This is a genomic window from Roseateles sp. P1_C1_2, assembly GCF_056406535.1.
The window spans coordinates 184,187-208,621 of the sequence record NZ_JBFUAB010000004.1 but is presented as its reverse complement, the minus strand read 5'-3'; the positions used below and the strand labels follow the sequence as shown (position 1 = coordinate 208,621).

The window sequence follows — 24,435 nt, the reverse complement described above, 5'->3', positions numbered from 1 at the left end:
ATATGCTAGCCGATATGAAGGACCGCCAGACCGCTCCCCTTGTTGCCGCCCTGGCCGTCGTGCTGACCTGGGGACTGAACTTCCCGCTGTCGAAAGCCCTGTTCACCCAGGTCGGCCCGACCGGCTTCCTGGGGCTGCGCTATCTGCTGATGCCCTTCTGCGCCGTGGCCCTGCTGTGCTGGCGCTTCGGCTTGCGCTGGCCCCGGCTGGACCGCGGCGAGGTCTGGCCGCTGGTGCGCCTGACGCTGATCGGCCAGGGCCTGCACCTGCTGCTGTCGGCCTATGGCATGCAGGGCTCCACCGCCTTCAGTGCCAGCGTGCTGCTGGCCTGCGGGCCGGTGTTCACGCTGCTGATCCTGCGCTTCAGCGGCATCGAGACCCTGTCGCGCGGCCAGGTGGCCGGCGTGGCCATGGCCGCGACCGGCGCCCTGCTGTTCACGTCCGACAAGCTGCTGGCCGCCGACTGGCGGGCGGGTCTGGGCGACCTGACGCTGCTGGTCGCCGCCGCCCTCTTCAGCTACTACACGGTGGCCAGCAAGCCGCTGATCCAGCACCACGGCGGCGTGACGGTGCTCGCCTATGGCAGCCTGATCTGCACCCTGCCGATGCTGCTGTGGTGCTCACCGGCCCTGCTGGCCATGGACTGGCCGGCCCAGCCGACCTGGATCTGGCCGGGCCTGGCCTGGCAGGTCATCGGCGGTGGCTTCCTGGGCTGGCTGGCCTGGGGCTGGGCGAATGAAATGCGCGGCGTGGCTCGCACCGCGCCGCTGATCTACCTGATGCCGCTGATCGCCGGCCTGGCCGCCTGGGCCTGGGGCGGCGAGGCCTTCTCCCTGCACAAGGTGCTGGCGGCGGCCGTCATCCTGGCCGGCGTGGCGCTCGCGCAGTTCGGTGCTGCCGCCTTCCGGCCGGAGCGCCAGGCCCTCGACAGCAGCGCGCCCGGCTAGGGACCTGGACGGGGGGCGCCCATCGCGTCGTCAATGGCTCGCAGCTGCCGGTCCGGCAGCGCTTTGTTGCAAAAGAAGAAGCGCCCTTCCCCAGGCGGCGCATCGGGCAGGCGCCGCAGTTCCAGCGCGGCGCCGGCCTCCCCCAACTGCTTGATCAGGGCTTCGCCTTCCTCCTCGGTGAAGAGGGCCGCGTCGGCCATGCCCAGCAGCACGAGGCGGGCGCGGGCCAGGCTGTGGTCCGACGAGCGGACGACCTTGGCGCTGCTCTCGGCCAGGGCCTTGTCGGTTTCGGCCCCGTAGGAATAGCCCAGGCGCAGCGCCAGCGTGACGCTGGGCGACTGCAGGACCATGGCGAAACGATGGATGTCCTTGAGCCGCCCATCCTTGCGGATCATCAGGCTCTGGGGCGGGCTGCTGTAGACCGGCAGCCGCGAGTACTTGCCGACCTTCTCGCGCTCAGGGGTGCGGTACAGGCCCAGCGCACAGGCCGGCTCGGCGTTGCGCTTGATCATGGCGACCTGGCGCGCCACGGGCGCCTCGCGCAATTCCACCGTGATGCCGGCGCGCTGCAACACGGCCATGGCCGGCGCGCCCTGGACGCCCGTCAGCTGGTTGTCCTGGCGGCTCATCAGCGGCGGTCGCTCCTCGTAGTACAGCACCAGGTCGGCGGCACCCGCCCGGGCAGCCGGGCAGGCGGCCAGCAAGGCGATCAGCAGGCGGCGGGAGGGGTGGGCGCTGAGCTTCACGCAAACACGGTATCAGAGAGGACCGCGATGCCACCCTTGCGCTTCAGCGGCGCACCCCGTTCGCTTCGGCCACGGCCAGGGCCGTCATGTTGACGATGCGGCGTACCGTCGCCGAAGGGGTCAGGATGTGCACCGGCTTGGCCGCGCCGAGCAGGATGGGACCGACCGTCACGCCATGGCTGGCGCTGATCTTCAGCACATTGAACAGGATGTTGGCGGCGTCCAGCGTCGGCAGCACCAGCAGGTTGGCCGCGCCCTTGAGCTTGCTGTCGGGCAGGAAGGCCGAACGCACGCTCTCGGACAGGGCCGCGTCGCCATGCATCTCGCCATCGCATTCGACGTCGGGGTGGGCGGCCGCGAACAGCTCGTGGGCGCGGCGCATCTTCACGGCCGACGGGCGCGTGGATGAGCCGAACATCGAGTGGCTGACGAAGGCCAGCTTGGGTGGCAAGCCGAAGCGTTGCACCTCTTCCGTGGCCATGGCGGCAATGTCAGCCAGCTCCTCGGCCGTCGGATCGTCATTGACGAAGGTGTCGGTGATGAAGAGCGTCATCTGCTCCAGGATCAGCGCGTTCATCGCGGCGAACTGGCGGGCGCCCGGGGCCAGGCCGACGAGGTCACGCACCTGCTCGAGGTGGCGGTCGAAGCGGCCGACCATGCCGCAGATCATCGCGTCCGCATCACCCAGCTGGATGGCCAGCGCGCCGATGGCCGTGTTGGAGCGGCGCACGGCCGACTTGGCCATCTCCGGCGTCACGCCCTCGCGCTTCATGCGCTGGTGGTAGGCCTCCCAATAGAGGCGAAAGCGCGGGTCGTCCTCGGGATCGATGACGGCCACATCGTCGCCGAGCTTCAGGCGCAGGCCGGCGCGCTGGATGCGCGCCTCGAGCACGGCGGGGCGGCCGATCAGCGTCGGCTTGGCGATGCCTTCGTCCAGGGCCACCTGCACGGCACGCAGCACGCGCTCGTCCTCACCCTCGGCGTAGATGACGCGGGCCGGCGCCGTCTTGGCAGCGGCGAAGACCGGGCGCATGAACATGCCGGTCTGGTAGACGAAGCGCTCCAGCGACTGGCGGTAGGCGAGCAGGTCGGTGACGGGGCGCGTGGCGACGCCGTCGGCCGCCGCCGCCGCCGCGACGGCCGGCGCGATGCGCAGGATCAGGCGCGCGTCGAAGGGCTTGGGGATGAGATAGTCCGGGCCGAAAGCCAGCTCCTGGCCGGCATAGGCCGCCGCGACTTCATCCGACGTCTCCGCCTTGGCCAGCGCCGCGATCTCGCGCACGCAGGCCAGCTTCATGCCCTCGGTGATCTTGGTGGCGCCGCAGTCCAAGGCGCCGCGGAAGATGTAGGGGAAACAGAGGACGTTGTTGACCTGGTTCGGATAGTCCGAACGGCCGGTGGCGACGATGCAGTCGGGCCGCACCGCCTTGGCCAGCTCGGGGCGGATCTCCGGCTCGGGATTGGCCAGGGCCAGGATGATGGGCTGGCTGCCCATGGTCTTGACCATGTCGGGGCTCAGGACGCCCGCGGCCGAACAGCCGAGGAAGACGTCGGCGCCATCCACCACATCGGCCAAGGTGCGTGCCGTCGTGATCTGGCAATAGCGCTGCTTGGACTCATCCAGCTTGCCCGCCTTGGCATCCTCGCGCTCGCTCTGGATGACGCCGCGCGAGTCGCAGACGAAGACGTTCTCGCGCTTCACGCCCAGGCCCACCATGACGTCGAGGCAGGCGATGGCTGCGGCGCCCGCACCCGACACCGCGACCTTGACCTTGGCGATGTCCTTGCCCACCAGCTCCAGGCCGTTGAGCAGTGCCGCCGACGAGATGATGGCCGTGCCGTGCTGGTCGTCGTGGAAGACGGGGATGTTCATGCGCTCGCGCAGCTTCTTCTCGACGTAGAAGCATTCCGGCGCCTTGATGTCCTCGAGGTTCACGCCGCCGAGCGTGGGCTCCATCGCGGCAATGATCTCCACGAGCTTGTCCGGGTCACGCTCGGCCAGCTCGATGTCGAAGACGTCGATGCCGGCGAACTTCTTGAACAGGCAACCCTTGCCCTCCATGACCGGCTTGGCCGCCAGCGGGCCAATGTCGCCCAGGCCCAGCACGGCGGTGCCGTTGGTGATGACGCCAACGAGATTGCCGCGCGAGGTGTACTCGGCGGCCAGCGCCGGGTCGCGCTCGATGTCCAGGCAGGGATAGGCCACGCCCGGTGAATAGGCCAGCGACAGGTCGCGCTGGTTGGAAAGGGCCTTGGTCGGCGTGACGGAAATCTTGCCGCGCGTCGGGCTGCGGTGGTAGTCGAGGGCGGCGTCGCGCAGCGCGGCTTCGGCAGGCGACAAGGGAGCGTTGTTCTTTTCCATGAGGGCGTGTCTCCAGGGATAACCCCCGTAGGTTACGCCGCGTTTCAGCCCCGGTTGATGCAGGTTTTCTGGCGATCTATGCCGAAGCGGATATCACCCGGTCGCGGCCTTCGTGCTTGGCCCGGTACATGGCCTGGTCGGCCTCGCGCAGGGCCGTGTCCACCTCGGCCGGCGTCGTGGCCTGGGCCACGCCCCAGCTGGCGGTCACCTTCAGGCCGGCCGGCCATTCGACGCGCGCCATGACCTGGCGCAGCCGCTCGGCCACGGCCACGGCCTCGTCGGCCGGCGTCTGCGGCATGACGATGACGAACTCTTCGCCACCCCAGCGCGCCAGCAGGTCGTCGCGCGGCAGGTTGGCGCGCAGCGTGCGGGCCAGCAGCACCAGCACCTGATCGCCCACGTCGTGGCCATGCTCGTCGTTGACGCGCTTGAAATGGTCGGCATCGACGAAGACGACCGACAGCGGGAAGCTCATGTCGCCCTGCACCTGCATCAGCAGCTCCAGCGCACGGTTCAGGCCGTCGCGGTTGGCGACGCGGGTCAGCGGGTCGCGCAGGGCCATCTTCTCGAGCGCCCGCGAGCGCTTCATCGAGCGCTTGAGGCGCCCATGCACCGACCAGCTCTCCCAGGCCAGATAGCCCAGCAGGCTGAACATCCACAGGCCGACGAGGCCGAGGCGGAAGGTCTCGGGCGCGACCCAGTCGCCCACGAGCTCGGCGCGGTCCACGCGGATCAGATGCTGGCCCGGCGCCACCTGGCCGCTGGTGCTGAAGCTGATGACGCGGATGCTGTCCATCTCCGGCCCCACCAGGGCTATGGGCAGGTGATGGGTCTGGGCCCACCAGGAGCTGACGGCGAATTGCGACAGCCGCAGCTCGACCGGCTGAGGCTGCGCGCCCGGGGCGAACGTGACCTCCTGGGGCTTGAGGCTCTCGGCGTCGCCCGGCTTGGTATAGGCCGGGTTGGCATTGCGCAGGAAGACACGCACCTGGGCCGGGCCATGGTCCAGCGACGGCCCGTCGGCATGCAGCCACAGGCGGATGTGGCTGAAGTTGCGCAGGTCCAGCATCCGCCCCTTCATCTCGAATTGCAGTTCGCAATAGGGCCATTCATAGCCGGGGCGAATCTCGCAATGCATGGCCACCGGGCCGCCCGCGGGCGCATCCAGCGTCGCCACGCTCTTGCCGCCGCTGCTTTGGTCGTCGATGACCTCCAGATGCTGCCCGGCACCGCGCCCATCGAGCACGAGGTGGCGGGTCATCCAGTATTCGTTGGCATAAAGGCCCAGCAGCGTCGTGACGACGAGCAGGGCGAGAAGCCAGCGCAGGACCATCCGGCCATTGTGGTGGCCGGTGATGCCGGGCGGCCAGCGCGGCCGCCCGTGACCGTGAAATCAGGCCGCTGCGCGCTCGGCGAGGATCTTGAAGGCCGGCAGCGTCTTGCCTTCCAGCACTTCCAGGAAGGCGCCGCCACCGGTGGAGATGTACCCCACGTCCTTCTCGATGCCGTACTTGGCGATGGCGGCCAGCGTGTCGCCGCCACCGGCGATGCTGAAGGCGACGCTCTCGGCGATGGCGCGCGCGATGGCCTCGGTGCCATGGGCGAAGGCCGGAAACTCGAAGACGCCGACCGGACCGTTCCAGACGATGGTGCCGGCGGCCTTGAGCTGCTCGGCCAGCTTGGCGGCCGTCTTGGGGCCGATGTCGAGGATGAGGTCGTCGTCTTCCACGTCGACAGCCGCCTTGACGGAGGCTGTCGCACCGGCGGCAAAGGTCTTGGCCGTCACGACGTCTTCGGGGATGGGCACGGCGGCGCCGCGCGCGGCCATCGCTTCGATGACGGCCTTGGCCTGGTCGACCAGATCGGGTTCGGCCAGCGACTTGCCGATCTTCAGGCCTGCGGCCAGCATGAAGGTGTTGGCGATACCGCCGCCCACGATGAGGCCGTCGACCTTGCTTGACAGGCTCTGCAGGATGGTCAGCTTGGTCGACACCTTGGAGCCGGCGACGATGGCCACCAGCGGGCGGCGCGGGTTGGCCAGGGCCTTGGTGATGGCGTCGATCTCGGCCGCCAGCAGCGGGCCGGCGCAAGCGATCTTGGCAAACTTGGCGATGCCATAGGTCGTGGCCTCGGCACGGTGGGCCGTGCCGAAGGCGTCGTTCACGAAGATGTCGCACAGCGCCGCGAGCTTGCGGGACAGCTCCTCGCTGCACTTCTTCTCGCCCTTGTTGACGCGACAGTTCTCCAGCAGCACCAGCTCACCCGGCGCGACGGAGACGGTGTCGACCCAGTCGCGTTGCAGCGGCACCGGGCGGCCCAGCAGCTCGGCCATGCGCGCGGCCACCGGTGCCAGCGAATCCTCGGGCTTGAACTCGCCCTCGGTCGGGCGGCCCAGGTGGGAGGTGACCATGACGGCCGCGCCGGCGTCCAGGGCCATCTTGATGGCCGGCAGCGAGGCGCGGATGCGGGTGTCCTCGGTGATGTTGCCGGCGTCGTCCTGCGGCACGTTGAGGTCGGCGCGGATGAAGACGCGCTGGCCGGCCACCTTGCCGGCGGCGATCAGGTCGGTAAAGCGGATGACGTTCATGGTCGGACGATGCGAAGTTGAGGAATCGGGAATGCCGCGATTCTCTCCGCCCCGCGTTCCGGCGCGGTTACCAGCCGAGTCCGAGCTTGAGCGGCAGCATCACCGCCATGCCGACAAGGATGGTGCCGAGGATGCCCTTGCGCCAGAAGTAGTAGGCCGTTGCCGCCACGGCGGCGGGCCAGCGCGCGTCCTGCCAGGTCGTGATGACGTGGCCTTGCGTCATGAAGATCTCCGGCGCCACGACAGCAACAAGAGCGGCCAGAGGCGCCACCTTGAGCAGTTCGCGCAGCCAGTCGGGGATGGGCAAGGGCTTCTCGCCGATCATGAAGAAGCCGCGCGTCAGCACGGTGATGGCGCCCAGGCCGAACAGCGCGATCCAGATCATCCACTCGCTCATGTCTGCCCCTCGGTCAGCGAGTACGCCGCCCGATCCCCCGAGGGGATACGCGCCGGCTTGGGGCGGCCCTGCGCTCGGCGCTCGCTCATGCCTTGGCCCTCCGGCTGTCCAGCCACCAGCCCACCGCGCCCGCGGCAACGATGGCACACAGGATGTTGAGCTTGAGCGGCAGCGAATAGGTCGCGATCGACACGGCGCCGGCCGTGATCGCCACCCACCAGAGCATCTTCTCGGTCAGCAGCGAATAGGACAGGCCCAGCAGGGCCATCACGCCGGCGAAGCCTATGCCCCAATGCGTCGGGATGCGCTCGGCCAGCAGGATGCCGGTGAAGGAGCAGAGCTGCCAGGTCGGCCAGTTGACGGCCACGCCGCTCCAGAAATAGCGCGGCTGCTCGGGCGCAGGCACCGGGTCGGGGTAGCGCTTGACGAAGTAGACGAAGTTCAGGTCGGCCGCGAAATAGGTCAGGGTCAGCCGGCGGGCCCTTGGCAGATGCCCGAAATAGTTGCGCCATTGCGCGCTGAAGATGACGAAGCGCAGGTTGACGCAGAAGGCCGTGGCCAGCAGCACCCACAGGGGGGCGCCGGCGGCGATCAGCGGCAGGGCGGTCAGCTGGGCACTGCCGGCGAACACCAGCAGCGACATGCCCATGGCCAGCGGGATGCTCAGGCCGCTTTTCACCATGGTGACGCCGGTCACCAGCCCCCAGGCGGCCAGGCCCAGGGAGGGCGAGGCCATGTCGCGCGCGCCTTGGCGGAAATCAGGATCGGCCGCGAGCGCACGCAACCTCGAAGACAAGCTCATGCCGCCATTGTCGGCGGCACTTCAATCACTGGCCGATGCGACGGACTTTGCCGCTGCCGGCGACGGAGCTGGTGATTTCCGGCGAGCCGGCGTACTTCACGTCGCCCGAGCCGGCGATGGAGACGTTGAGGCGCTTGGTCGCATTGACCTGGGCGTCGCCGCTGCCGGCGATGGTGACCTTGACGTCTTCGGCCACCAGGTCGGCCGCCTTCACGTCGCCGCTGCCGGCGATGGACACATTGGCGCTGGCGCAGCGGCCGGCCGCGACGATGTCGCCGCTGCCGCTGACCTTCATGCCCAGGCGCTCGGCGTCCAGGCCGGCGAAGCGGATGTCGCCGGAGCCGGCTATTGCAGCGTCGACGCCGGCCGTCTTCATGGCCTCGACCTTGACGGTGCCCGAGCCAGCCACCGAGATCGCACGCAGGGTGGGCATCTCGATGGTGAAGCTGGGGTTGGTCGAGCTGTTCACGTTGACGCCCTTCTTGGGCGAGATTTCGAGGGTGCGACCCTTGCTGCCATCGACGACGCGGGTCTCGATCAGCGGCAGCAGATTCCTGTCGGCCTTGACCTCGACCTTGTTGCCGGCCCCCTGGCGGATGACGACATTGAAGCCGCCGGTCAGCGCGACGGCGTCGAAGGCGCCGGTGTCACGGGTCTCGGTGGCGATGTCGCCGTTGCCGTTGACGCGCTCGCTGTTGATGCTCCAGCTCCAGGCCTGGGCGGAGCCGCTGAAGACGGCGGCGGCGACGAGACCAACGGCGAAGAGGCGGCGGGAGGTGTTCATGGTGGGCTCCATCGAGGTTGCGATGGTGCCCATGGTGCCGGGCCGCCTCGGCGGCGGCTGGGGGCAGGCGACGGTGCGCAGGATGGAAGGCGCGAAATGCGTCTGAATGCGCTGATCCGGGGCTGGATCAGTGCCCCTTGGCCTTGTCGCTGCCCTTTTCGGCCGGCTTTTCAGCGGCTTTTTCAGCAGTCTTCTCGGCTGGCTTGGCTTCAGCCTCGTCATCCTTGGGCTTGACCGAACCCGGACGCGGCACGACGGGCGCCACACCTTCGAGCTTGTTCTCGCGCATGTACTCGTCCATCTCGCGCCAGCCGGTGTAGACCGCGGCCTTCTGGGCCTTGGGGTTCAGCACATAGCAGTCCTCGATGGCGCGCATCGCATGCCGGCAGGCGCTGCCGATGGCCTTGCCCTCGGCTTCCTTGGCGGCGGCCAGCTTGACGGGGTCGTCGATGCCGAGCTGCTCGCAGGCGGACAGGGCGGCGAGCAGGGGCAGGACAAGAAGAAGGCGCTTCATGGGCTCAGCTATCGGCTGGCGCGAGGGTAACTTGAGACCGAGCCGGGCTAGCGCTTCGCCATGGCGAGCAGCCGCGTGACGCGTTCCTCGGTCGACGGGTGGGTGGAGAACAGCCCACGCAGCCCGCCGCCGGACAGCGGGTTCATGATCATCATCTGCGCCGTCTCGGGGTGGGCTTCGGCGGTGCTGAGCGGGATGCCCTGGGCGACGCGGTGGATCTTGTCCAGTGCAGAGGCCAGCGCGGCCGGGTCGCCGGAGATCTCGGCGCCACCGCGGTCGGCCTCGAACTCGCGGGCACGGCTGATGGCCATCTGGATCAGGCCGGCGGCAAGGGGCGCCAGGAAGGCGATGGCAATGCTGGCGATGATGTTGGTCTGCCGGCCGTTTTCGTCACGGCCGCCGAAGAAACCGGCGAAGTTGGCCAGCATGGAGATCGCACCGGCCATCGTCGCGCTGACCGTGCTGATGAGGATGTCGCGGTGGGCCACATGGGCCAGCTCATGGGCCATGACGCCCCGCAGTTCGCGCTCGGACAACACCCGCAGGATGCCCGTCGTCGCCGCCACCGCCGCGTGCTCCGGGTTGCGGCCTGTCGCGAAGGCGTTGGGGGCGTCCTCGTCGATCAGATACACCTTGGGCATGGGGAGGCCGGCACGCTGGGCCAACTCCTGCACCATGCCGTAGAACTGCGGCGCCGAGCTCGCATCCACCTGGCGGGCGTTGTACATGCGCAGCACCATCTCGGCCGAGAACCAGTAGGCGAAGAAATTCATGCCCACGGCCACCAGCAGCGCGATCAGCATGCCGGCCTGGCCACCAACATAGGACCCGATGGCCATGAACAGCGCCGTGATGGCGGCCATCAGGACGGCGGTCTTCACCAGATTGAACATGTCAGCGCGCTCGGAAGTGAGGGATGGCGTGGCAGATGGTGCCACGCGGCCCCGGTTTCAAGCGTCGAAGCGCTCGCCGACCGCAATCGGCCGGGCCTGCAGGAAGGCTGCCGCCGGTCCGCGCTTGCCGCCGGCGCGTTGCAGTTCGGTGAGTCTCAAGGCACCTTCCCCGCAGGCAACGACCGGGCCCGGGGCAATGATCTCGCCCGGCGCACCGCTGCCGTCGACGGCTTCGGCCCGCCAGACCTTGATCGCCTCACCGGCCAGCGTGGCGACGCCGCCCGGGAAGGGGTCGAAGGCCCGCAGGCGGCGCTCGATCTCGGCGGCTGGCTGCGTCCAGACGATGGCGCTCTCGGCCTTCTCGATCTTGTGGGCGTAGGTGATGCCTTCCGCCGGCTGCGGCGTCGCCGTCAGGCGCTCGGCCTGCAGCGCCTCGACGATCAGCTGGCCACCCAGCGCGGCCAGGCGGTCGTGCAGCACGGCCGTCGTGTCGTCGGGCCGAACAGCTTCGCGGCCGATCAGCAGCATGGCGCCGGTGTCCAGGCCCGCGTCCATCTGCATGATGGTGATGCCGGTCTCGGCGTCGCCGGCCTCGATGGCGCGGTGGATGGGCGCCGCGCCGCGCCAGCGCGGCAGCAGCGAGGCGTGGATGTTCAGGCAGCCGCGGCGGGGCAGGTCCAGCACCCATTGCGGCAGGATGAGGCCATAGGCGGCGACGACCATGACGTCGGCGTCCGCCGCCAGCAGCGCCTCGCGGGCCGCCGCCGCATCGACGGCGTATTTGCCATCCAGCTTCAGGCCCTGGGGCTGGGCGACAGTGATGCCGGCCGCGACGGCGCGCTGCTTCACGCTTGACGCCTGCAGCTTCATGCCGCGGCCCGCCGGCCGGTCGGGCTGGGTCAAGACCAGCGGCACCGTGAAACCGGCGTCGAGCAGCGCGTCCAGCGCCACCGCGGCGAACTCCGGCGTGCCTGCAAAGACAACCCGCATCAGAACCTCTGGTTGCGCTTCTTGGCCTCGGCCTCTTCCTCACGCGTTTTCTTGACCATCTTGGTCTTGATGCGGTCGCGCTTGAGCGGGCTCAAATATTCGACGAAGACCTTGCCGAGCAGGTGGTCCATCTCGTGCTGCACGCAGACGGCAAGCAGGCCCTCGGCGTCGAACTCGTAGACCTCGCCATCGCGGTTGGTCGCGCGCACGGTGACTTCGGCATGGCGCGGCACCTTGTCGTAGATCTGCGGCACGGACAGGCAGCCCTCCTCGCCCTCGACCATGCGCTCGCTCGTCTTGACCAGCTCGGGGTTGATCAGCACGCGCGGAGTGTCGCGATCCTGCGACGTGTCGATGACGATGACGCGCTCGTGGACGTCGACCTGCGTCGCGGCCAGGCCGACACCGTCGGCGGCGTACATCGTTTCCAGCATGTCATCGACGAGCTGGCGGATGCGTTCGTCCACGGCGGACACCGGTTTGGCAACGGTGTGCAGACGCGGGTCGGGGTAGCGGAGGATGTCTAGTTGGGCCATGGCGCCTTGTAAGCACTCGCAAACGAGCGCTAGCGGTTGTTGGTTGCCCCCTGTGATTGCGGGCAGAATCACCCGGATTTTCGCCGATCCGGCAATCCCCTCGGAGACCGCGCCCGATGCCCGCTGCACGCCCCGTCCACTTCGCAGTCCTTGCGACCAGCCTCGCCCTCGCGACGGCGACCTCAGCCTGGGCCCAGACAGCGGCCCAGCTGCCCGTCACCGGCGAACAGCGCCGCGTGGCCGACCAGGTCGCTTCCGCCGGCGTGCCGCTGTCCGAGCTGGCGCCCAACGCCCCCGACCAGCATGTGGTCAAACCCGGCGACACCCTGTGGGACATCTCCGGGCTGTTCCTGAAGAGCCCCTGGCGCTGGCCCGAACTCTGGGGCATGAACCGCGACCAGATCCGCAATCCGCACCTGATCTATCCCGGCCAGGTGCTGATGCTGGTCAAGATCGACGGCCGGGCCCGGCTGCAGTTCGCCCAGGGCGTCGGCGGCAACCAGGGCGGCAATGGCGTCGTCAAGCTGCGCCCGCAGATGCGCATCTCGGCCATGGACGGCAACCCCATCCCGACCATCCCCCTGCATCTGATCCAGCCCTTCCTGACCGACGCCGTCGTCTTCGAGACCGACGCGCTGGCGACGGCGCCGCGCATCGTCGCCGCCCAGGAAGGCCATGTGCTGCTCGGCCAGGGTGACCTGGCCTATGCCCGCGGCGACTTCGGCAGCGGCACCGATTTCCGCGTCTTCCGCAATGCCCGCCCGATCACCGACCCCACCACCAAGGAGATCCTCGGTTACGAGGCGCCCTACGTCGGCTTGGCCGAGCTGACCCGCCTTGGCGCGGAACGCCCTGGCCCCGATGGCAAGACCGACATCGTGCCCGCCACGATGACCATCCGGCAGATCAAGCAGGAAGTGGGCGTTGGCGACCGCCTGGCGCCGGCCCCGTCGCGCAATCTCGAGCGCTATGTGCCCCATGCGCCGGACAGGAGCATGACGGGTCAAATCGCGTCGGTCTATGGCGAAGCGCTGAATGCGGGCCAGAACCAGATCGTCGCGCTGAACCGCGGCAAGCGCGACGGCGTGGAACGCGGCCATGTGTTCGCGCTGTGGCGCGACGGCGCCCGGGTCGTGGACAAGACGCAGGACAAGGCCGAAAACATCAAGCTCCCCGACGAACGCCACGGCGTCCTGTTCGTCTTCGAGGTCTATGAGCGCGTGTCCTATGCGCTGATCATCTCGGTGAAAGAGCCTGTTCGACCGGGCGACCGCTTCACCCAACCCTGATGCTCGACCCCGCCGAGCTGGCGGCATGGCTGCGGCTGACCGAATGCGTTGGCCCGGCCGCTGCTCGGCGCCTGCTGGCCATGGCCGGCAGCCCGCAAGCGGTTTTCGAGTTGCCGGCCGCGGCCCTGGATCAGGCGCTGCCGGGCAAACAGCGCGAAGCCTTCAGCAAGCCGCCTGACCATCTCCAGGAACTCATCACCCAGGCCCAGGCCTGGCTGACTGAACCCGGCCACGACCTGCTCGCGCTCGGCGATGCCGACTACCCGCCACGCCTGCTGGCCACGGCCGACCCCCCGCTGCTGCTGTGGCTGCAGGGCCGCCGCGAGCTGCTGGCGACGCCGTCCCTGGCCGTCGTCGGCAGCCGCAACCCGACCGCCCAGGGCCGCGACAACGCGCGTGCCTTTGCCCGCGCGCTGGCGCGTGCCGGCTACACCATCGTCTCGGGCCTGGCCCTGGGTGTGGACGCCGCCGCCCACGAGGGGGCCCTGGACGCCGAGGGCGCCACCATCGCCGTCGTCGGCACCGGCCTGGACCAGGTCTACCCCCGCCACAACGCCCAGCTCGCCGCCCGGCTGCTGGCCGGCGGCGGCCTCATCGTCAGCGAATACTCGCTGGGCACACCGGTGCTGCCGGCCAACTTTCCCAAGCGCAACCGCATCATTGCCGGCCTGGCCCAGGGCTGCCTCGTCGTCGAGGCGGCCGTGCAGTCGGGCTCGCTGATCACGGCCCGGCAGGCCGTCGAGGCCGGCCGCGAGGTGTTCGCCATCCCCGGCTCCATCCATTCGCCGCAGGCGCGCGGCTGCCATGCGCTGATCCGCCAGGGTGCCAAGCTCGTCGAGTCGGCCGAGGATGTGCTGGAGGAGCTGCCACCGCTGGGCGCCGCCAGCGCGGCGCCGGAGAGCACGGAGACACCGCACGAGCAGCAGGCGCTGCTGGACGCCATGGGCTTCGACCCGGTCAGCCTGGACGCCTTGATGGCCCGCAGCGGCTGGCCGGCAGCCGAGCTGAGCGCGGCCCTGCTGGAGCTGGAACTGGACGGCCAGGTGGCCCGCCTGGCGGGCCAGCTTTTCCAGCGCCGTAGAGCGGGATAGCAAGCTTAACCGCGGATATCAGAGCCCGATCCGAGGGGTTATTCGCGTCCGAGGCCCGCCAGACCCTGGGCTATCATCCCCTCACGATGTTCGATGTCCTGGTTTATCTCTACGAGACCTATTGGCGCCCGGACGCCTGCCCCGACCATGCGCAATTGGCGCGCAAGCTGACGGCGGTGGGCTTCGAGAACGATGAAATCCAGGAAGCCCTCTCCTGGCTGGACGGTCTGGCCGCGTCCGGCGAGTCCTACCAGGGCGAGCAGAGTGAACACGCGATGCGTGTCTATTCGCCTGCCGAGATGGAGCACCTGGGCGAAGCCTCGATCAGCTTCGTCAGCTTCCTCGAATCCGCCGGCGTGCTGCCCGGGCCGATGCGCGAGATGGTCATCGACCGCGCCATGGCCATCTCCGGCAACCCGATGGACCTGGAAGACCTGAAGATCATCGTGCTGATGGTGTTCTGGAGCCTGGGCGAGGAGCCTGATGCGCTGATCCTCGACGAACTCTTCGTCGCACCGGAAGAGCGGCTGATCCACTGATCCTCGGGATCTGCAAACAGAAACGGCGCCTCAGGCGCCGTTTTCAATTCTTGAGTCAGTGGGGGTCAGAGCAGTGCGCTTCGCGCCCAGGTCTGACCCGAAATCATTTGAGCAATTGCCCCGGGTCGGCATCCAGCTTGGCCAGCGCCTTGCGCGTCGCCTGCACGGTCAGGGCCTCGTCCTGGGCCGGCAGCAAGAGGCCGGCTTGCAGGAAGGCGGCCATGCGGTTCAGCGAGAACAGCACGCCACGGCCCTTGGGCGTGACGAAGAGGGCGAGCTGCTTGCGCAGGCCGCGCCAGGCCAGCTGCACCTGCTCGTTGCGACCGCGGTAGTCCAGCATGAACCAGCCGCCCACCTGCAGCTCGCGGGCCCAGGCGACCATGGCCGGCGTCGGCGCCGAACCGCCCTCGGCAACGACTTCCATGCCCTCGGACTCGTGGCCGGACAGGTCGCGCACCAGCATCTCGTCGACATGGCTGTCGCCGCCCTCGACGTCCTCGGGCAGCATGGCTTCCAGCGTCTCGAGCTGGTCCATCAACTCGTCCAGGCGCTCGCGCGGAATCGCCGCCGTCTTGGCCGTGAAGGCCGCGGCCAGCGCGTTGTTGAGCGAGCGGACATGCTCGTCCTGCTTGTCGATCGGCAGACCGGCGTGGCCCATGCCGTCGCGCAGCGTCTTCAAGAGCGGCGGCAGGCGGCGGATGACTTCGGCACGCTCCTCGCGAGAGGCCTTGGAGCTGGCGCTCCAGATCAGGTCGGCCGCGGCCCGCTTCATGACCTTGGTCACGTCGGACTGGGCACCGGCGCGCACGGCCGTGACGGCCAGCACGTCGGCCCAGACGTGGAAGAGGAAGTCGCGCACGCCATCCTGCACCGGCACCTCGGACAGCATCTTGCGCAGCTCGATGGTGTACTGGATGGCCAGCGTCTCGCGCTGCTCGACCTGCTGGGCCAGCGACACGCCGCGCTTGGAGGCCTGGTTCTCGTTCTCGAAATAGTGGTCGAGGAATTTCTCGAACTCGGTCAGCACGGTCGCGAAGACGCGGCGGCCGGTGTCAGGGTAGGCCTCGACGACCTGCACGACGCGCTTGATCTCGCGCTCCAGCGCATCGTTGCTGGCGCGCTCCGCGCCCGGCCCGGTGGCGTGGGCGGTGTTGAAGCCCATCACGCAGGCGCCCATGCGGTCAATGAGACGACGCGCGGGGTGGTCTGCGGCGGCGAAGAAGTCGGGCTCGCTGACGGCCACGCGCAGCACCGGCATCTGCAGGCGCGCGAACCAGACCCGCACCGTGGCCGGGATGCGCTCCTCGGTCAGGATGTTCTGGAACATCATCGCGACGATCTCGATGGTCGCGCGCTCGGCCGGGTTGCTGGCGGCCTGCTTCAGGACCTGCTTGAAGGCCTGGTTGCGGGCGCCGATCTCCTCCAGCGCGCGCGGCGCGCTCGCGCTGCCTCCGGAGCCCGTGTCGGCCCCGGCCGTGCCGGGACGGCGCTGGAAGGACTCCTGGGCATGCTTGATGGCGCCCAGCAGCCGTGGCGAAGCGGCCAGGGCGGGCGGCGCATCGGCCAGCGAGGGCCTGCTGGCGCCAGCGGCGGAGGCATCGCTGGTCGACGCGCCAGCGCTGCCACCGAGGCTGGCGGGATGGCTGGGCGCCACGTCGGCCAGGCTGGGCTTGCCGCCACCGGGGCGCGCCGGCACCTGGCTCTTGGTGACCGGGAAGCCCGGCACATGGCGGGCCAGCACGCGCTGCAGCTGGGCCATGACCTCATCGGCCTGGCTGCTGGCCTTGCTGCGGGCCGACACCATGGGCACCGGGCCCGACGTGGGGGCCAGACCGGGGCCGGGCGACGCCGGCGGCGGCGGGGGGACAGGCGCTCCGGTGGCCGCTGCCGTGGCTGCCGCGGCGGCCTGGGCCGTGCGGCGGATGAAGGGCCGCAGGTCGACCTCGGGCAGCACCTTCTGGGCGATCAGCCAGCGGTTGGTCTCGTGATAGGCCTCGCTGATGAGCTGGGCGAATTCCTCGTGCAGCTCGTGGTGCAGCAGTTGCCAGATGTTGGCGTCCAGGCCGACGCGCGACCAGGCATCCAGGGCCACACGGGCGACGACGTGGGCGCGCAGCAGGTCCAGGGGGTCGAGGTCGTCATGGGCCTCGAGGGCCTGCATGCGGGTGCGCAGGTCGGTGAACTCCCAGGTGGCGCGGTCCATCATGACCAGAGCCAGGCGGGAGCTGGTGATCTCGCGCTCGATGGTCGAATCATCGACCAGGCTCATCTTCAGCGACTGCGCCGGCACGGTCGAATCGTGCTCGCGGGCGTTGTCGGAGACACCATGCACGGCCGCGTGGCGCAGCGCCGCGACGATGGCCATCTGCCAGTTCGGGCCCAGCTTCTGCCAGGCCTGCACGGCGTCGCGCCGGGCCATCATGATGGCGTGGGGCGCGCCCTGGGCCAGCAACTGGGCGGCGCCCTGGCCGACGGCCGCGACCAGCGGCGTCATGCCGCGCACCAGGGCTTCCAGATAGACGCGCCGCGCCTGGGTCGCCAGGGCCTGGTTACGAGCGGCGGTCATGGACGGTTGATGGCGGCGCGGCTTGAGTGAATGGTTGCGATCACTCTACACGACGGCCCCGGAGTTCGGATCGTTGGGGTCGTCACGATTCACCGAGGCCTTGACCAGGTCCTCCCGCTTGACACCCAGCCACATCGCGATGGCCGCCGCCACGAATACCGAGGAATAGATGCCGAACAGGATGCCGATGGTCAGGGCGACGGCGAAGTAGTGCAGCGTCGGGCCGCCGAACAGCAGCATGGACACCACCATCAGCTGGGTGCAGCCGTGGGTGATGATGGTGCGGCTCATCGTCGAGGTGATGGCGTGGTCGATGACCTCGTGCGTGTTCATCTTGCGGAACTTGCGGAAGGCTTCCCGCACCCGGTCGAAGATGACGACGGACTCGTTCACCGAGTAGCCCAGCACCGCCAGGATGGCCGCCAGCACCGCCAGCGAGAACTCCCACTGGAAGAAGGCGAAGAAGCCCAGGATGATGACCACGTCGTGCAGGTTGGCGATGATGCCGGCGACCGCGAACTTCCACTCGAAGCGGATGGCCAGGTAGATCATGATGCCGATCACCGTCACGGCCAGGGCCTTGGCGGCGTCCTGGGCCAGTTCGGCACCGACGGCCGGGCCGACCACTTCGGCGCGCGACAGCTTGATGGGCTCGGCGCCGTCAGGCTTTTTGCAGATCTGCTTGCTGACCTGCTCACCCTGGGCCGTCACTTCCTGGTGCTCGGTGACGGTGCCGGCTTCGGCCACGCACAGCTCATTGAAGACCTTGCCGACCACCTCGGTCTGCTTCTCGCCGGCACGCACCGGCAGGCGGATCATGACGTCCTTGGAGGAGCCGAAGTTCTGCACCTGGACTTCGCCATAGCCCATCTTCTCGATGGTGTGGCGGGTCTTCTCGATCTCGGCCGCCTGCGGATAGGCCACCTCGATGACGGTGCCGCCGGTGAACTCGATGGAGAAATGCAGGGGGCGCGTGATCAGGAAGAACACGGCGGCCGCGAAGGTGATGAAGGAGATGGCGTTGAAGATCAACGCATGCTTCATCAGCGGCAGGTCGCGCTTGATGCGAAAGAGTTCCATGTTCTAGCTTTCTCAGGCCTTGGCGACGTCGGTCGCCTGGGCGTCAGGCTCGGGCTTCCAGACCTGGCCGATGGACACGCTCTTGAGCTTCTTCTGGCGGCCGTACCAGAGGTTGACGAGGCCGCGCGAGAACACGACCGACGAGAACATCGAGGTCAGGATGCCCAGGCAGTGCACGACGGCGAAGCCCTTGATGGGGCCGGAGCCGAACACCAGCAGCGACACGCCGGCGATCAGCGTCGTCACGTTGGAGTCCAGGATGGTGGCCCAGGCGCGTTCGTAGCCAAGGCGGATGGCCTGCTGGGGCGTTTCGCCGCCGCGCAGTTCCTCGCGCACGCGCTCGTTGATCAGCACGTTGGAGTCGATGGCCATGCCCAGCACCAGCGCGATGGCGGCGATGCCCGGCAGGCTCAGCGTGGCCTGCATCAGCGACAGCGCCGCGATCAGCAGCAGCAGGTTGAAGCCCAGGGCCAGCGACGAGAACACGCCGAACAGCAGGTAGTAGACGCACATGAAGGCGGCCACCGCGGCAAAGCCCCAGGTGACGCTGGCGATGCCCTTCTCGATGTTTTCCTTGCCCAGGCTCGGGCCGATGGTGCGCGATTCGATGATCTCCATCGGCGCGGCCAGCGAGCCGGCGCGCAGCAGCAGGGCCGTGTCGTTGGCGTCCTGCGTGGTCATCGCCCCCGAGATCTTGACGCGGCCGTTCGGGATCTCGCCGCGGATGACCGGTGCCGTCACGACCTCGCCCTTGCCCTTCTCGAACAGGATGATGGCCATGCGCTTGCCGATGTTCTCGCGCGTCAGGTCCTTGAAGATGCGGGCGCCCTTGGCGTCCAGCGTCAGGTCGACGGAAGGCTGGTGGTTCTCGTCGAAGCCGGTCTGCGCGTCGACCAGCGCATCGCCGGTCAGCACCACCTGGCGCTTGACGATGATGGGGCCGAAGCCACGGTCGATGAAGCGCTCGGTGCCGAAGGGCACGGGGCCGTTGCCCTTGAGCGCCTCCAGCGCTTCGCTGCCGTCGTCCACCATGCGCAGTTCCAGCGTGGCGGTACGGCCGATGATGTCCTGGGCCTTGGCCGAGTCCTGCACGCCGGGTAGTTGCACGACCACGCGGTCTGAGCCCTGCTGCTGGATGACGGGCTCGGCAACGCCGAGTTCATTGACGCGGTTGTGCAGCGTCGTGATGTTCTGCTTGATGGCGGCTTCCTGCACGCCGATCTGCGCCTTGGGATTGAGGCTGCCGGCCAGTTGCAGCTCGCTGCCCTCGCCCAGCGGCGTCCAGACGACATCGGGCAACTGGTTGCTCAGCAGATTCAGCGCGGCAGTGCGCTGCTCGGCGTCGCGGAAGGCAATGATCACCGTGTTGCCATCGCGGCTGATGCCGGCGTGGCGGATGTTCTTGTCGCGCAGCATGGTGCGCGCGTCGCCGGTCAGCGACTCGGCCTTCTTGGTCAGCGCCGCCTTCATGTCGACCTGCATCAGGAAGTGCACGCCACCCCGCAGGTCCAGGCCCAGGTACATCGGGTTGGCATGCAGGCTGGACAGCCACTGGGGCGAGCGCGACAGCAGGTTCAGCGCGACGATGTAGGTCGGCTCGTTCGCGTCGGGGTTGAGCGCCTTGCTGATCGCGTCCTTGGCCTTGAGCTGGACGTCGGTGTCAGAAAAGCGCGCCTTGACCGAGTTGCCGTCGAACTGTACGAAGTCCGCCTTGATGCCTGCTTGCTGCAGCGCGGCCTCGATGCGGGACGTCATCGACGCATCGACCTTGACGGTCACCTTGGCGCTCGACACCTGCACCGCCGGCGCTTCGCCGAACAGATTGGGCAGGGTGTACAGAGTGCCGATCAGCAGCGCGACGAGCAGGATCGCGTACTTCCAGAGCGGATAGCGGTTCATGGGGACTTCCTTGTCAGCGCCCGGCGCGTAGAGCCCGGGAGATGGGCGCAGGGCCGATTACTTCAAGCTGCCCTTAGGGAGAACCTGGGTGACGGCGCTGCGCTGGATCTGCAGCTCGACGCCATTGGCAACTTCGAGGTGGATGAAGTTGTCGCCCAGCTTGGCAACCTTGCCGATGATGCCGCCGGCGGTGACGACCTCGTCGCCCTTCTGCACCGCCTCAATCATGGCCTTGTGCTCCTTCTGGCGCTTCATCTGCGGCCGGATCATGACGAAATAGAGCACGACGAACATCAGCACCAGGGGCAGCATGCCGAGGAGGCCGTTTTCGGGACTGGCGGCAGCCGGGGCGGCCTGGGCGTAGGCGTTGGAGATGAACACGTTGAATTCCTTGGGTGGGCGGCCGCAAAAACCGCAGGGCAACCTTGAATTCTAGTGCGGCGCGCCGAGGACCCCGCCAACGGGCCGCCGGGGGCTACGCCGCGACGCCCGCCCCTGCTAACCTGCCGCCGCCGCCCTCAACCCGCCTGGAGCTCCTCCCTTGCCGATCAGGACCCTGACCGACCGACTGAGCCTGCGCAGCCTGCTGACGCTGCCCTATGTCGTGCTGGTGCTGGCCCTGGTGCTGCTGGTGGGCACCCTGTCCTGGCGGGCCGGGCGCGACACGGTGGACACGCTGTCTGGCCAGCTGCTGGTCGAGGCCGTGGGCCGCATCGCCGTGTCGCTGGAGCGCCATGTCGGCGGCGCCGACGCCGTGCTGGAGGCCGCCTTCCCCACCGGTCTGCCGGCGCCCGAGAACCTGCCCAAGGAACTGGGCGCGCTGCGCACCCGCTTCTGGCTGGCCACCTCGGTGCATCGCGACCCCAACAACTACGTCTACTACGGTGACCGCCACGGCCACTTTCTCGGCCTGTGGCGCTTCTCCGAGCTGGAGGCCGAGGTCAGGACGCGCACCCAGGGCGAAGGCCCACGCACCATCTACCGCCTCAGCGGCATCACCGGCGAACTGCGCTCCCCGGTCACCGAGGACAAGGTCTTCGAGCCGCGCGAGCGGCCCTGGTACCAGGCGGCCCTGGCCAACCCGGCGCCCTTGAGCTGGACGCCGGTCTACATCGACTTCAAGACGCTGGACCTCGTCACGACGCGCACCAAGCGCGTCGGCAACGACGTCGGCGAGCCCGAGGGCGTGGCGGCGACCGACCTGCCGCTCAAGCAGGTCAACGCCCTGCTGCAGCGGCTGGCGCTGACGGAGAACGCCGTCGCGATGGTCGTCGAGGGGGACGGCCCGTTGGTGGGCGTGTCGCGCGGCGCGCACATGAAGACGCTGGGCGTCGGCCAGCACGAGCGGCTGAACGCCACCCAGAGCAGCGACGCCCTCGTCGTCGCCGCCTTCGACGCCGTGCGCCAGCGCACGGCGGCCGGGGCCGAAGCGCTGGGCACCGCGCCGCGCACGGCCAGCTTCGCCGATGCCAACGGCCGCATCGTGCAGCTCGGTTATGCCCGCGTCGAGCCGGCCCTGGGCCTGAACTGGCTCATCATCGTCGCCGTGCCGCGCGCCGACTTCCTGGCCGGCGTGCAGCGCAATTTCGTGCAGGCCGCCATGCTGGCCGGCCTGGGCGTCGTCATCGCGCTGGGCCTGGGCTGGGCGGTGCTGGGTATCGTCACGCGCGAGCTGCGCGAGCTGGCCGAGGCGGCCCGGCGCGTCGGCGACGGTGTGCTCGACGAGCCGCCGGAGGTGCATCGCACCGACGAGCTGGGTGAGCTCGCGCGCAGCTTCGCCGACATGCAAAGGCGGCTGCTGACCGACCAGCTCACGGGCTTGTCCAACCGCGGCGCCATCCTGCGCCGCATCGAGGACCGCATCCTGCAGCAGCGGCGGCGCGGCGACCGCTGGCCCTTCGCCGTCATGTTCGTCGACCTCGAACGCGTCAAGGACGTCAACAAGCGCTTCGGCCATGGCGTCGGCGACGCCGTGCTGAAGGAAGTCGGCCAGCGACTGCGCGCCGGCGTGCGCATCGGCGACATCGTGGCCCGCTACGCCGGCGACGAATTCGTCATGCTGCTCGAGTCGGTCGAGAACCGTGCCGACGCCGAAGCCGCACGCAACCACCTCGAGGCCGCCATGAGCGCGCCGCTGGAAAGCCTGGCGGGCCTGGCGCCGGCCGAATTCCAGGTTGGCAGCAGCTTCGGCATCGCCCTCTACCCCGACGACGGCCAGGACACCGAAAGCCTGCTCAGGCATGCCGATGCCGACATGTTCGCCCGCAAGCAGGCGCTGCCGCAGGAACCCGACAGGAATGTCTCAAGGTTTTGATCTCGCTGCGCTGCGCCGCCACGCGGTGGCCCGCAGCCTCTTCACGCCCACCACGCTGGTCAAGGCCGTCGAGAAGCTCGGCGGCTTCGTGCAGGCCGACCCGCTGCGCGCCCCGGCCCGCGCCCAGGACCTGACGCTGCGCCACCGCGTCAAGGGTTACCAGGCCGGCGACCTGGAGCGCCGCTACCCGCGCCTGCCGTTGCAGGAAGACTTCTTCATCAACTACGGCTTTGTCACGCCCGAGCTGCGCGCGCTGATGCACCCGCGCACGACGCGCCGCGTCTGGGACAAGCCGCGCTGGAAGCTGGCCAAGGCCGTGCTGGCCGAGGTCGAGCGCCTGGGCGAGGCCCACCCGGCCGAGGTCGACGCGGCGCTGGGCCACGGCCCGGTGAAAAACTGGTTCGGCGGCAACAGCCGGCTGTCCACCGAGCTGCTCGACGGCCTGCACTACCGCGGCCATCTGGATGTGGTGCGGCGTGACAGCGGCACGCGCGTCTACCGCCTCGGGCCAACCTGGGAAGCCCACCCCGACCCGCAGGAAGCCATGGACGCGCTGGCCGACGTGCTGGTGCAGAAGTACGCGCCGCTGCCGGCCGGCAGCCTGTCCCTGGTCATCCGCATGCTGTTCCACGGCGCTCATCAGTGGCGCGAGCTGGCCCCGGCCACCATCGCCCGCGCCAAGGAGCGGCTCGCCCACACACGCATCGACGGCGTGGACTGGTACTGGCCGGCGAATGAAGACCCGACGCGCGGCTGGCGCATCCCCTCCCAGGTGCGGCTGCTGGCACCCTTCGACCCCGTCGTCTGGGACCGCCGCCGCTTCGAGCTGCTGTGGGGCTGGGCCTACCGCTTCGAGGCCTACACGCCCGCGGCCAAGCGGGTGCGCGGCCATTACGCCCTGCCCTTGCTGTGGCGCGACCAGGTCATCGGCTGGGGCAACGCCAGCGTCAAGAGCGGCCGGCTGCAGCTGGACTGCGGCTACGTCGCCGGCCGGGCACCCCGCGACGCGGCCTTCAAACCGGCGCTGGAGGTGGAGAGGATCCGGCTGGCGGAGTTCCTGGGGGTCGAGGCCGGCTGACGAGAAAGCGCGTGCTCGACGGGCGGCTGGCTAGGGAAGATTTGAGCGTCCGAGTCCGACTGGCCGGCGTCGCCACGCCCACCACAGGCCAGCACACCCGGCCAGCAGCAGCCCGGCGCGGCCCGGCTCCGGAACCGGCGCCGCCTGCGGCAGCACGAGACCGAAGAGTTCCAGCGCGGGCGCCGGCGCGCCGCCGAGCAAAAATGGATCGATCAATTCGGCTGAGGACTTTCCGGCGTACCGGATTTCGCTCTGCACATACGTTCGCGACTCGTAGCGCAGCGTGAAGGTCTCACCGGGCTGCAAGAGGCCGAAGTCCAGATGGCCGGAAAACGCGTCGCGGTCGACGCTGCCAGCGGAAATGAAACTCATCGGCAGGTAGCCGAGGAACTCGTGGTCGGCCGGCAGCCCGATCCCTTGCGAGTCCACCGACGATGACACCCGACTGAAACGGTCGGCTGTCGAGGCGGTGCTGTCGAGAACGACACCGTCGCCGTAGCCCCAGATGTAGTTGGCCAGTGCGCCGTTCCTGGAAGCTGAAATGAACACCGACGTTTCGACCTTCATCCGGCCGTCGCCGTAGTAGGCGTTGCCGAAGACCTTGCTGCCGAAGACGTTGAAATCCAGCAACAGCGGCGTATTGGCCGCGTTGGCACTGACCGTCAGTTCGTAGCGGGTCGCTGCACCCGCCGTGTTCGTGCCGGCAGGCGGAAAGAAGTCGTTCTCGGAACGCGACTTGCTCATGAAGAAGCCGTCGGGGGTCAGGCGCGCGGACGCTGCCAGCGAGTCCGCGAGACGCACGCTCGCGACCGCGGCAACAGGTGGCAGCCCGGACGCCAACGACCAGTCTGAGATCTGCGACAGCGCGCCGGCGGGCCCGGAGTAAAGCGCTGCCGAGTGGATCGTCAACTCGTCAATCACGAGATCGGCCCATGCAGGGGGGGCCAGCACACACGCGGTGCAACATGCTGCGGCAGCCTGAAGCCAGATCTTCATTGGCGATCTCCTCGCGGTTCGCACG

At 68.8% G+C, this 24,435-nt stretch carries 22 protein-coding genes; 6 read left to right on the top strand and 16 right to left on the bottom strand.

Annotation, left to right across the window (positions count from 1 at the left end):
* The first annotated feature begins 14 nt into the window (after positions 1-14).
* Positions 15-947 (top strand): DMT family transporter, encoded by a 933-nt coding sequence (locus AC1D2H_RS05570; RefSeq protein ID WP_478010197.1) that lies wholly within the window; start codon positions 15-17, stop codon positions 945-947.
* Here AC1D2H_RS05570 and AC1D2H_RS05565 read toward each other — a convergent pair.
* From AC1D2H_RS05565 to def, 11 genes are all read right to left on the bottom strand, one after another.
* Entirely contained in the window at positions 944-1,693 is a 750-nt protein-coding gene (locus AC1D2H_RS05565; protein WP_478010196.1) for a transporter substrate-binding domain-containing protein, read from the bottom strand. The two genes, AC1D2H_RS05570 and AC1D2H_RS05565, sit on opposite strands and share 4 nt — an antisense overlap.
* Positions 1,694-1,736: 43 nt before the next feature.
* A complete protein-coding gene (locus tag AC1D2H_RS05560; RefSeq protein WP_477927946.1) occupies positions 1,737-4,055 on the bottom strand; it encodes an NADP-dependent malic enzyme in 2,319 nt (772 codons plus the stop codon).
* 76 nt (positions 4,056-4,131) lie between these two features.
* A complete protein-coding gene (locus AC1D2H_RS05555) occupies positions 4,132-5,388 on the bottom strand; it encodes a GGDEF domain-containing protein (RefSeq protein WP_477927944.1) in 1,257 nt (418 codons plus the stop codon).
* A 60-nt stretch (positions 5,389-5,448) separates the two neighbouring features.
* Positions 5,449-6,642 (bottom strand): phosphoglycerate kinase, encoded by a 1,194-nt coding sequence (locus tag AC1D2H_RS05550; protein ID WP_478010195.1) that lies wholly within the window; start codon positions 6,640-6,642, stop codon positions 5,449-5,451.
* 67 nt (positions 6,643-6,709) lie between these two features.
* Entirely contained in the window at positions 6,710-7,039 is a 330-nt protein-coding gene (locus tag AC1D2H_RS05545) for an AzlD domain-containing protein (protein WP_478010194.1), read from the bottom strand.
* An 85-nt stretch (positions 7,040-7,124) separates the two neighbouring features.
* Positions 7,125-7,841, bottom strand: a complete 717-nt coding sequence (locus AC1D2H_RS05540) for an AzlC family ABC transporter permease (protein ID WP_478010193.1) — start codon at positions 7,839-7,841, stop codon at positions 7,125-7,127.
* Between the two features lie 25 nt (positions 7,842-7,866).
* A complete protein-coding gene (locus AC1D2H_RS05535) occupies positions 7,867-8,625 on the bottom strand; it encodes a head GIN domain-containing protein (RefSeq protein WP_478010192.1) in 759 nt (252 codons plus the stop codon).
* A 127-nt stretch (positions 8,626-8,752) separates the two neighbouring features.
* Positions 8,753-9,139, bottom strand: coding sequence for a hypothetical protein (locus AC1D2H_RS05530; RefSeq protein WP_478010191.1), 387 nt, complete (start codon positions 9,137-9,139; stop codon positions 8,753-8,755).
* 47 nt (positions 9,140-9,186) lie between these two features.
* Positions 9,187-10,032 carry a zinc metalloprotease HtpX gene (gene htpX, locus AC1D2H_RS05525; RefSeq protein WP_478010190.1) on the bottom strand — a complete coding sequence of 282 codons (846 nt, stop codon included), beginning with the start codon at positions 10,030-10,032 and terminating at the stop codon, positions 9,187-9,189.
* 57 nt (positions 10,033-10,089) lie between these two features.
* Positions 10,090-11,022 (bottom strand): methionyl-tRNA formyltransferase, encoded by a 933-nt coding sequence (fmt, locus tag AC1D2H_RS05520; protein WP_478010189.1) that lies wholly within the window; start codon positions 11,020-11,022, stop codon positions 10,090-10,092.
* Positions 11,022-11,558, bottom strand: coding sequence for a peptide deformylase (def, locus tag AC1D2H_RS05515; RefSeq protein WP_477927928.1), 537 nt, complete (start codon positions 11,556-11,558; stop codon positions 11,022-11,024). The genes fmt and def overlap by 1 nt, the downstream gene beginning before the upstream one ends.
* 116 nt (positions 11,559-11,674) lie before the next feature.
* Here def and AC1D2H_RS05510 point away from each other — a divergent pair, with 116 nt between their 5' ends.
* From AC1D2H_RS05510 to AC1D2H_RS05500, 3 genes are all read left to right on the top strand, one after another.
* On the top strand, positions 11,675-12,847 hold the full coding sequence (locus AC1D2H_RS05510) for a LysM peptidoglycan-binding domain-containing protein (RefSeq protein WP_477927926.1): 1,173 nt from the start codon (positions 11,675-11,677) through the stop codon (positions 12,845-12,847).
* Entirely contained in the window at positions 12,847-13,938 is a 1,092-nt protein-coding gene (gene dprA, locus AC1D2H_RS05505) for a DNA-processing protein DprA (RefSeq protein WP_478010188.1), read from the top strand. Before AC1D2H_RS05510 ends, dprA begins: the two co-directional genes overlap by 1 nt.
* Positions 13,939-14,024: 86 nt before the next feature.
* Complete coding sequence (locus tag AC1D2H_RS05500; RefSeq protein ID WP_477927921.1) at positions 14,025-14,477, top strand: Smg family protein; 453 nt, start codon at positions 14,025-14,027, stop codon at positions 14,475-14,477.
* A gap of 103 nt (positions 14,478-14,580) precedes the next feature.
* Here AC1D2H_RS05500 and AC1D2H_RS05495 read toward each other — a convergent pair whose 3' ends face one another.
* The 4 genes from AC1D2H_RS05495 to yajC are packed head-to-tail and all read right to left on the bottom strand — an operon-like array spanning position 14,581 to position 20,403.
* A complete protein-coding gene (locus tag AC1D2H_RS05495) occupies positions 14,581-17,043 on the bottom strand; it encodes a DUF1631 family protein (RefSeq protein WP_478010187.1) in 2,463 nt (820 codons plus the stop codon).
* A 45-nt stretch (positions 17,044-17,088) separates the two neighbouring features.
* The gene (secF, locus tag AC1D2H_RS05490; RefSeq protein ID WP_478010186.1) at positions 17,089-18,123 is read right to left on the bottom strand and encodes a protein translocase subunit SecF; all 1,035 of its coding nucleotides are present in this window, start codon (positions 18,121-18,123) and stop codon (positions 17,089-17,091) included.
* Positions 18,124-18,135: 12 nt separating this feature from the next.
* Positions 18,136-20,022, bottom strand: coding sequence for a protein translocase subunit SecD (gene secD, locus AC1D2H_RS05485; RefSeq protein WP_478010185.1), 1,887 nt, complete (start codon positions 20,020-20,022; stop codon positions 18,136-18,138).
* Between the two features lie 57 nt (positions 20,023-20,079).
* The gene (gene yajC / locus AC1D2H_RS05480) at positions 20,080-20,403 is read right to left on the bottom strand and encodes a preprotein translocase subunit YajC (protein ID WP_477927913.1); all 324 of its coding nucleotides are present in this window, start codon (positions 20,401-20,403) and stop codon (positions 20,080-20,082) included.
* A 160-nt stretch (positions 20,404-20,563) separates the two neighbouring features.
* Between yajC and AC1D2H_RS05475 the strand changes: the two genes are divergently transcribed.
* Together AC1D2H_RS05475 and AC1D2H_RS05470 are read left to right on the top strand one after the other, a co-directional pair.
* Entirely contained in the window at positions 20,564-22,336 is a 1,773-nt protein-coding gene (locus tag AC1D2H_RS05475; RefSeq protein ID WP_477927911.1) for a diguanylate cyclase domain-containing protein, read from the top strand.
* Positions 22,320-23,414, top strand: coding sequence for a DNA glycosylase AlkZ-like family protein (locus tag AC1D2H_RS05470; RefSeq protein ID WP_477927909.1), 1,095 nt, complete (start codon positions 22,320-22,322; stop codon positions 23,412-23,414). The genes AC1D2H_RS05475 and AC1D2H_RS05470 overlap by 17 nt, the downstream gene beginning before the upstream one ends.
* A 30-nt stretch (positions 23,415-23,444) precedes the next feature.
* Here the strand turns inward: AC1D2H_RS05470 and AC1D2H_RS05465 are convergent, their stop codons facing one another.
* Positions 23,445-24,410, bottom strand: coding sequence for a PEP-CTERM sorting domain-containing protein (locus AC1D2H_RS05465; RefSeq protein WP_477927907.1), 966 nt, complete (start codon positions 24,408-24,410; stop codon positions 23,445-23,447).
* Positions 24,411-24,435: the final 25 nt, after the last annotated feature.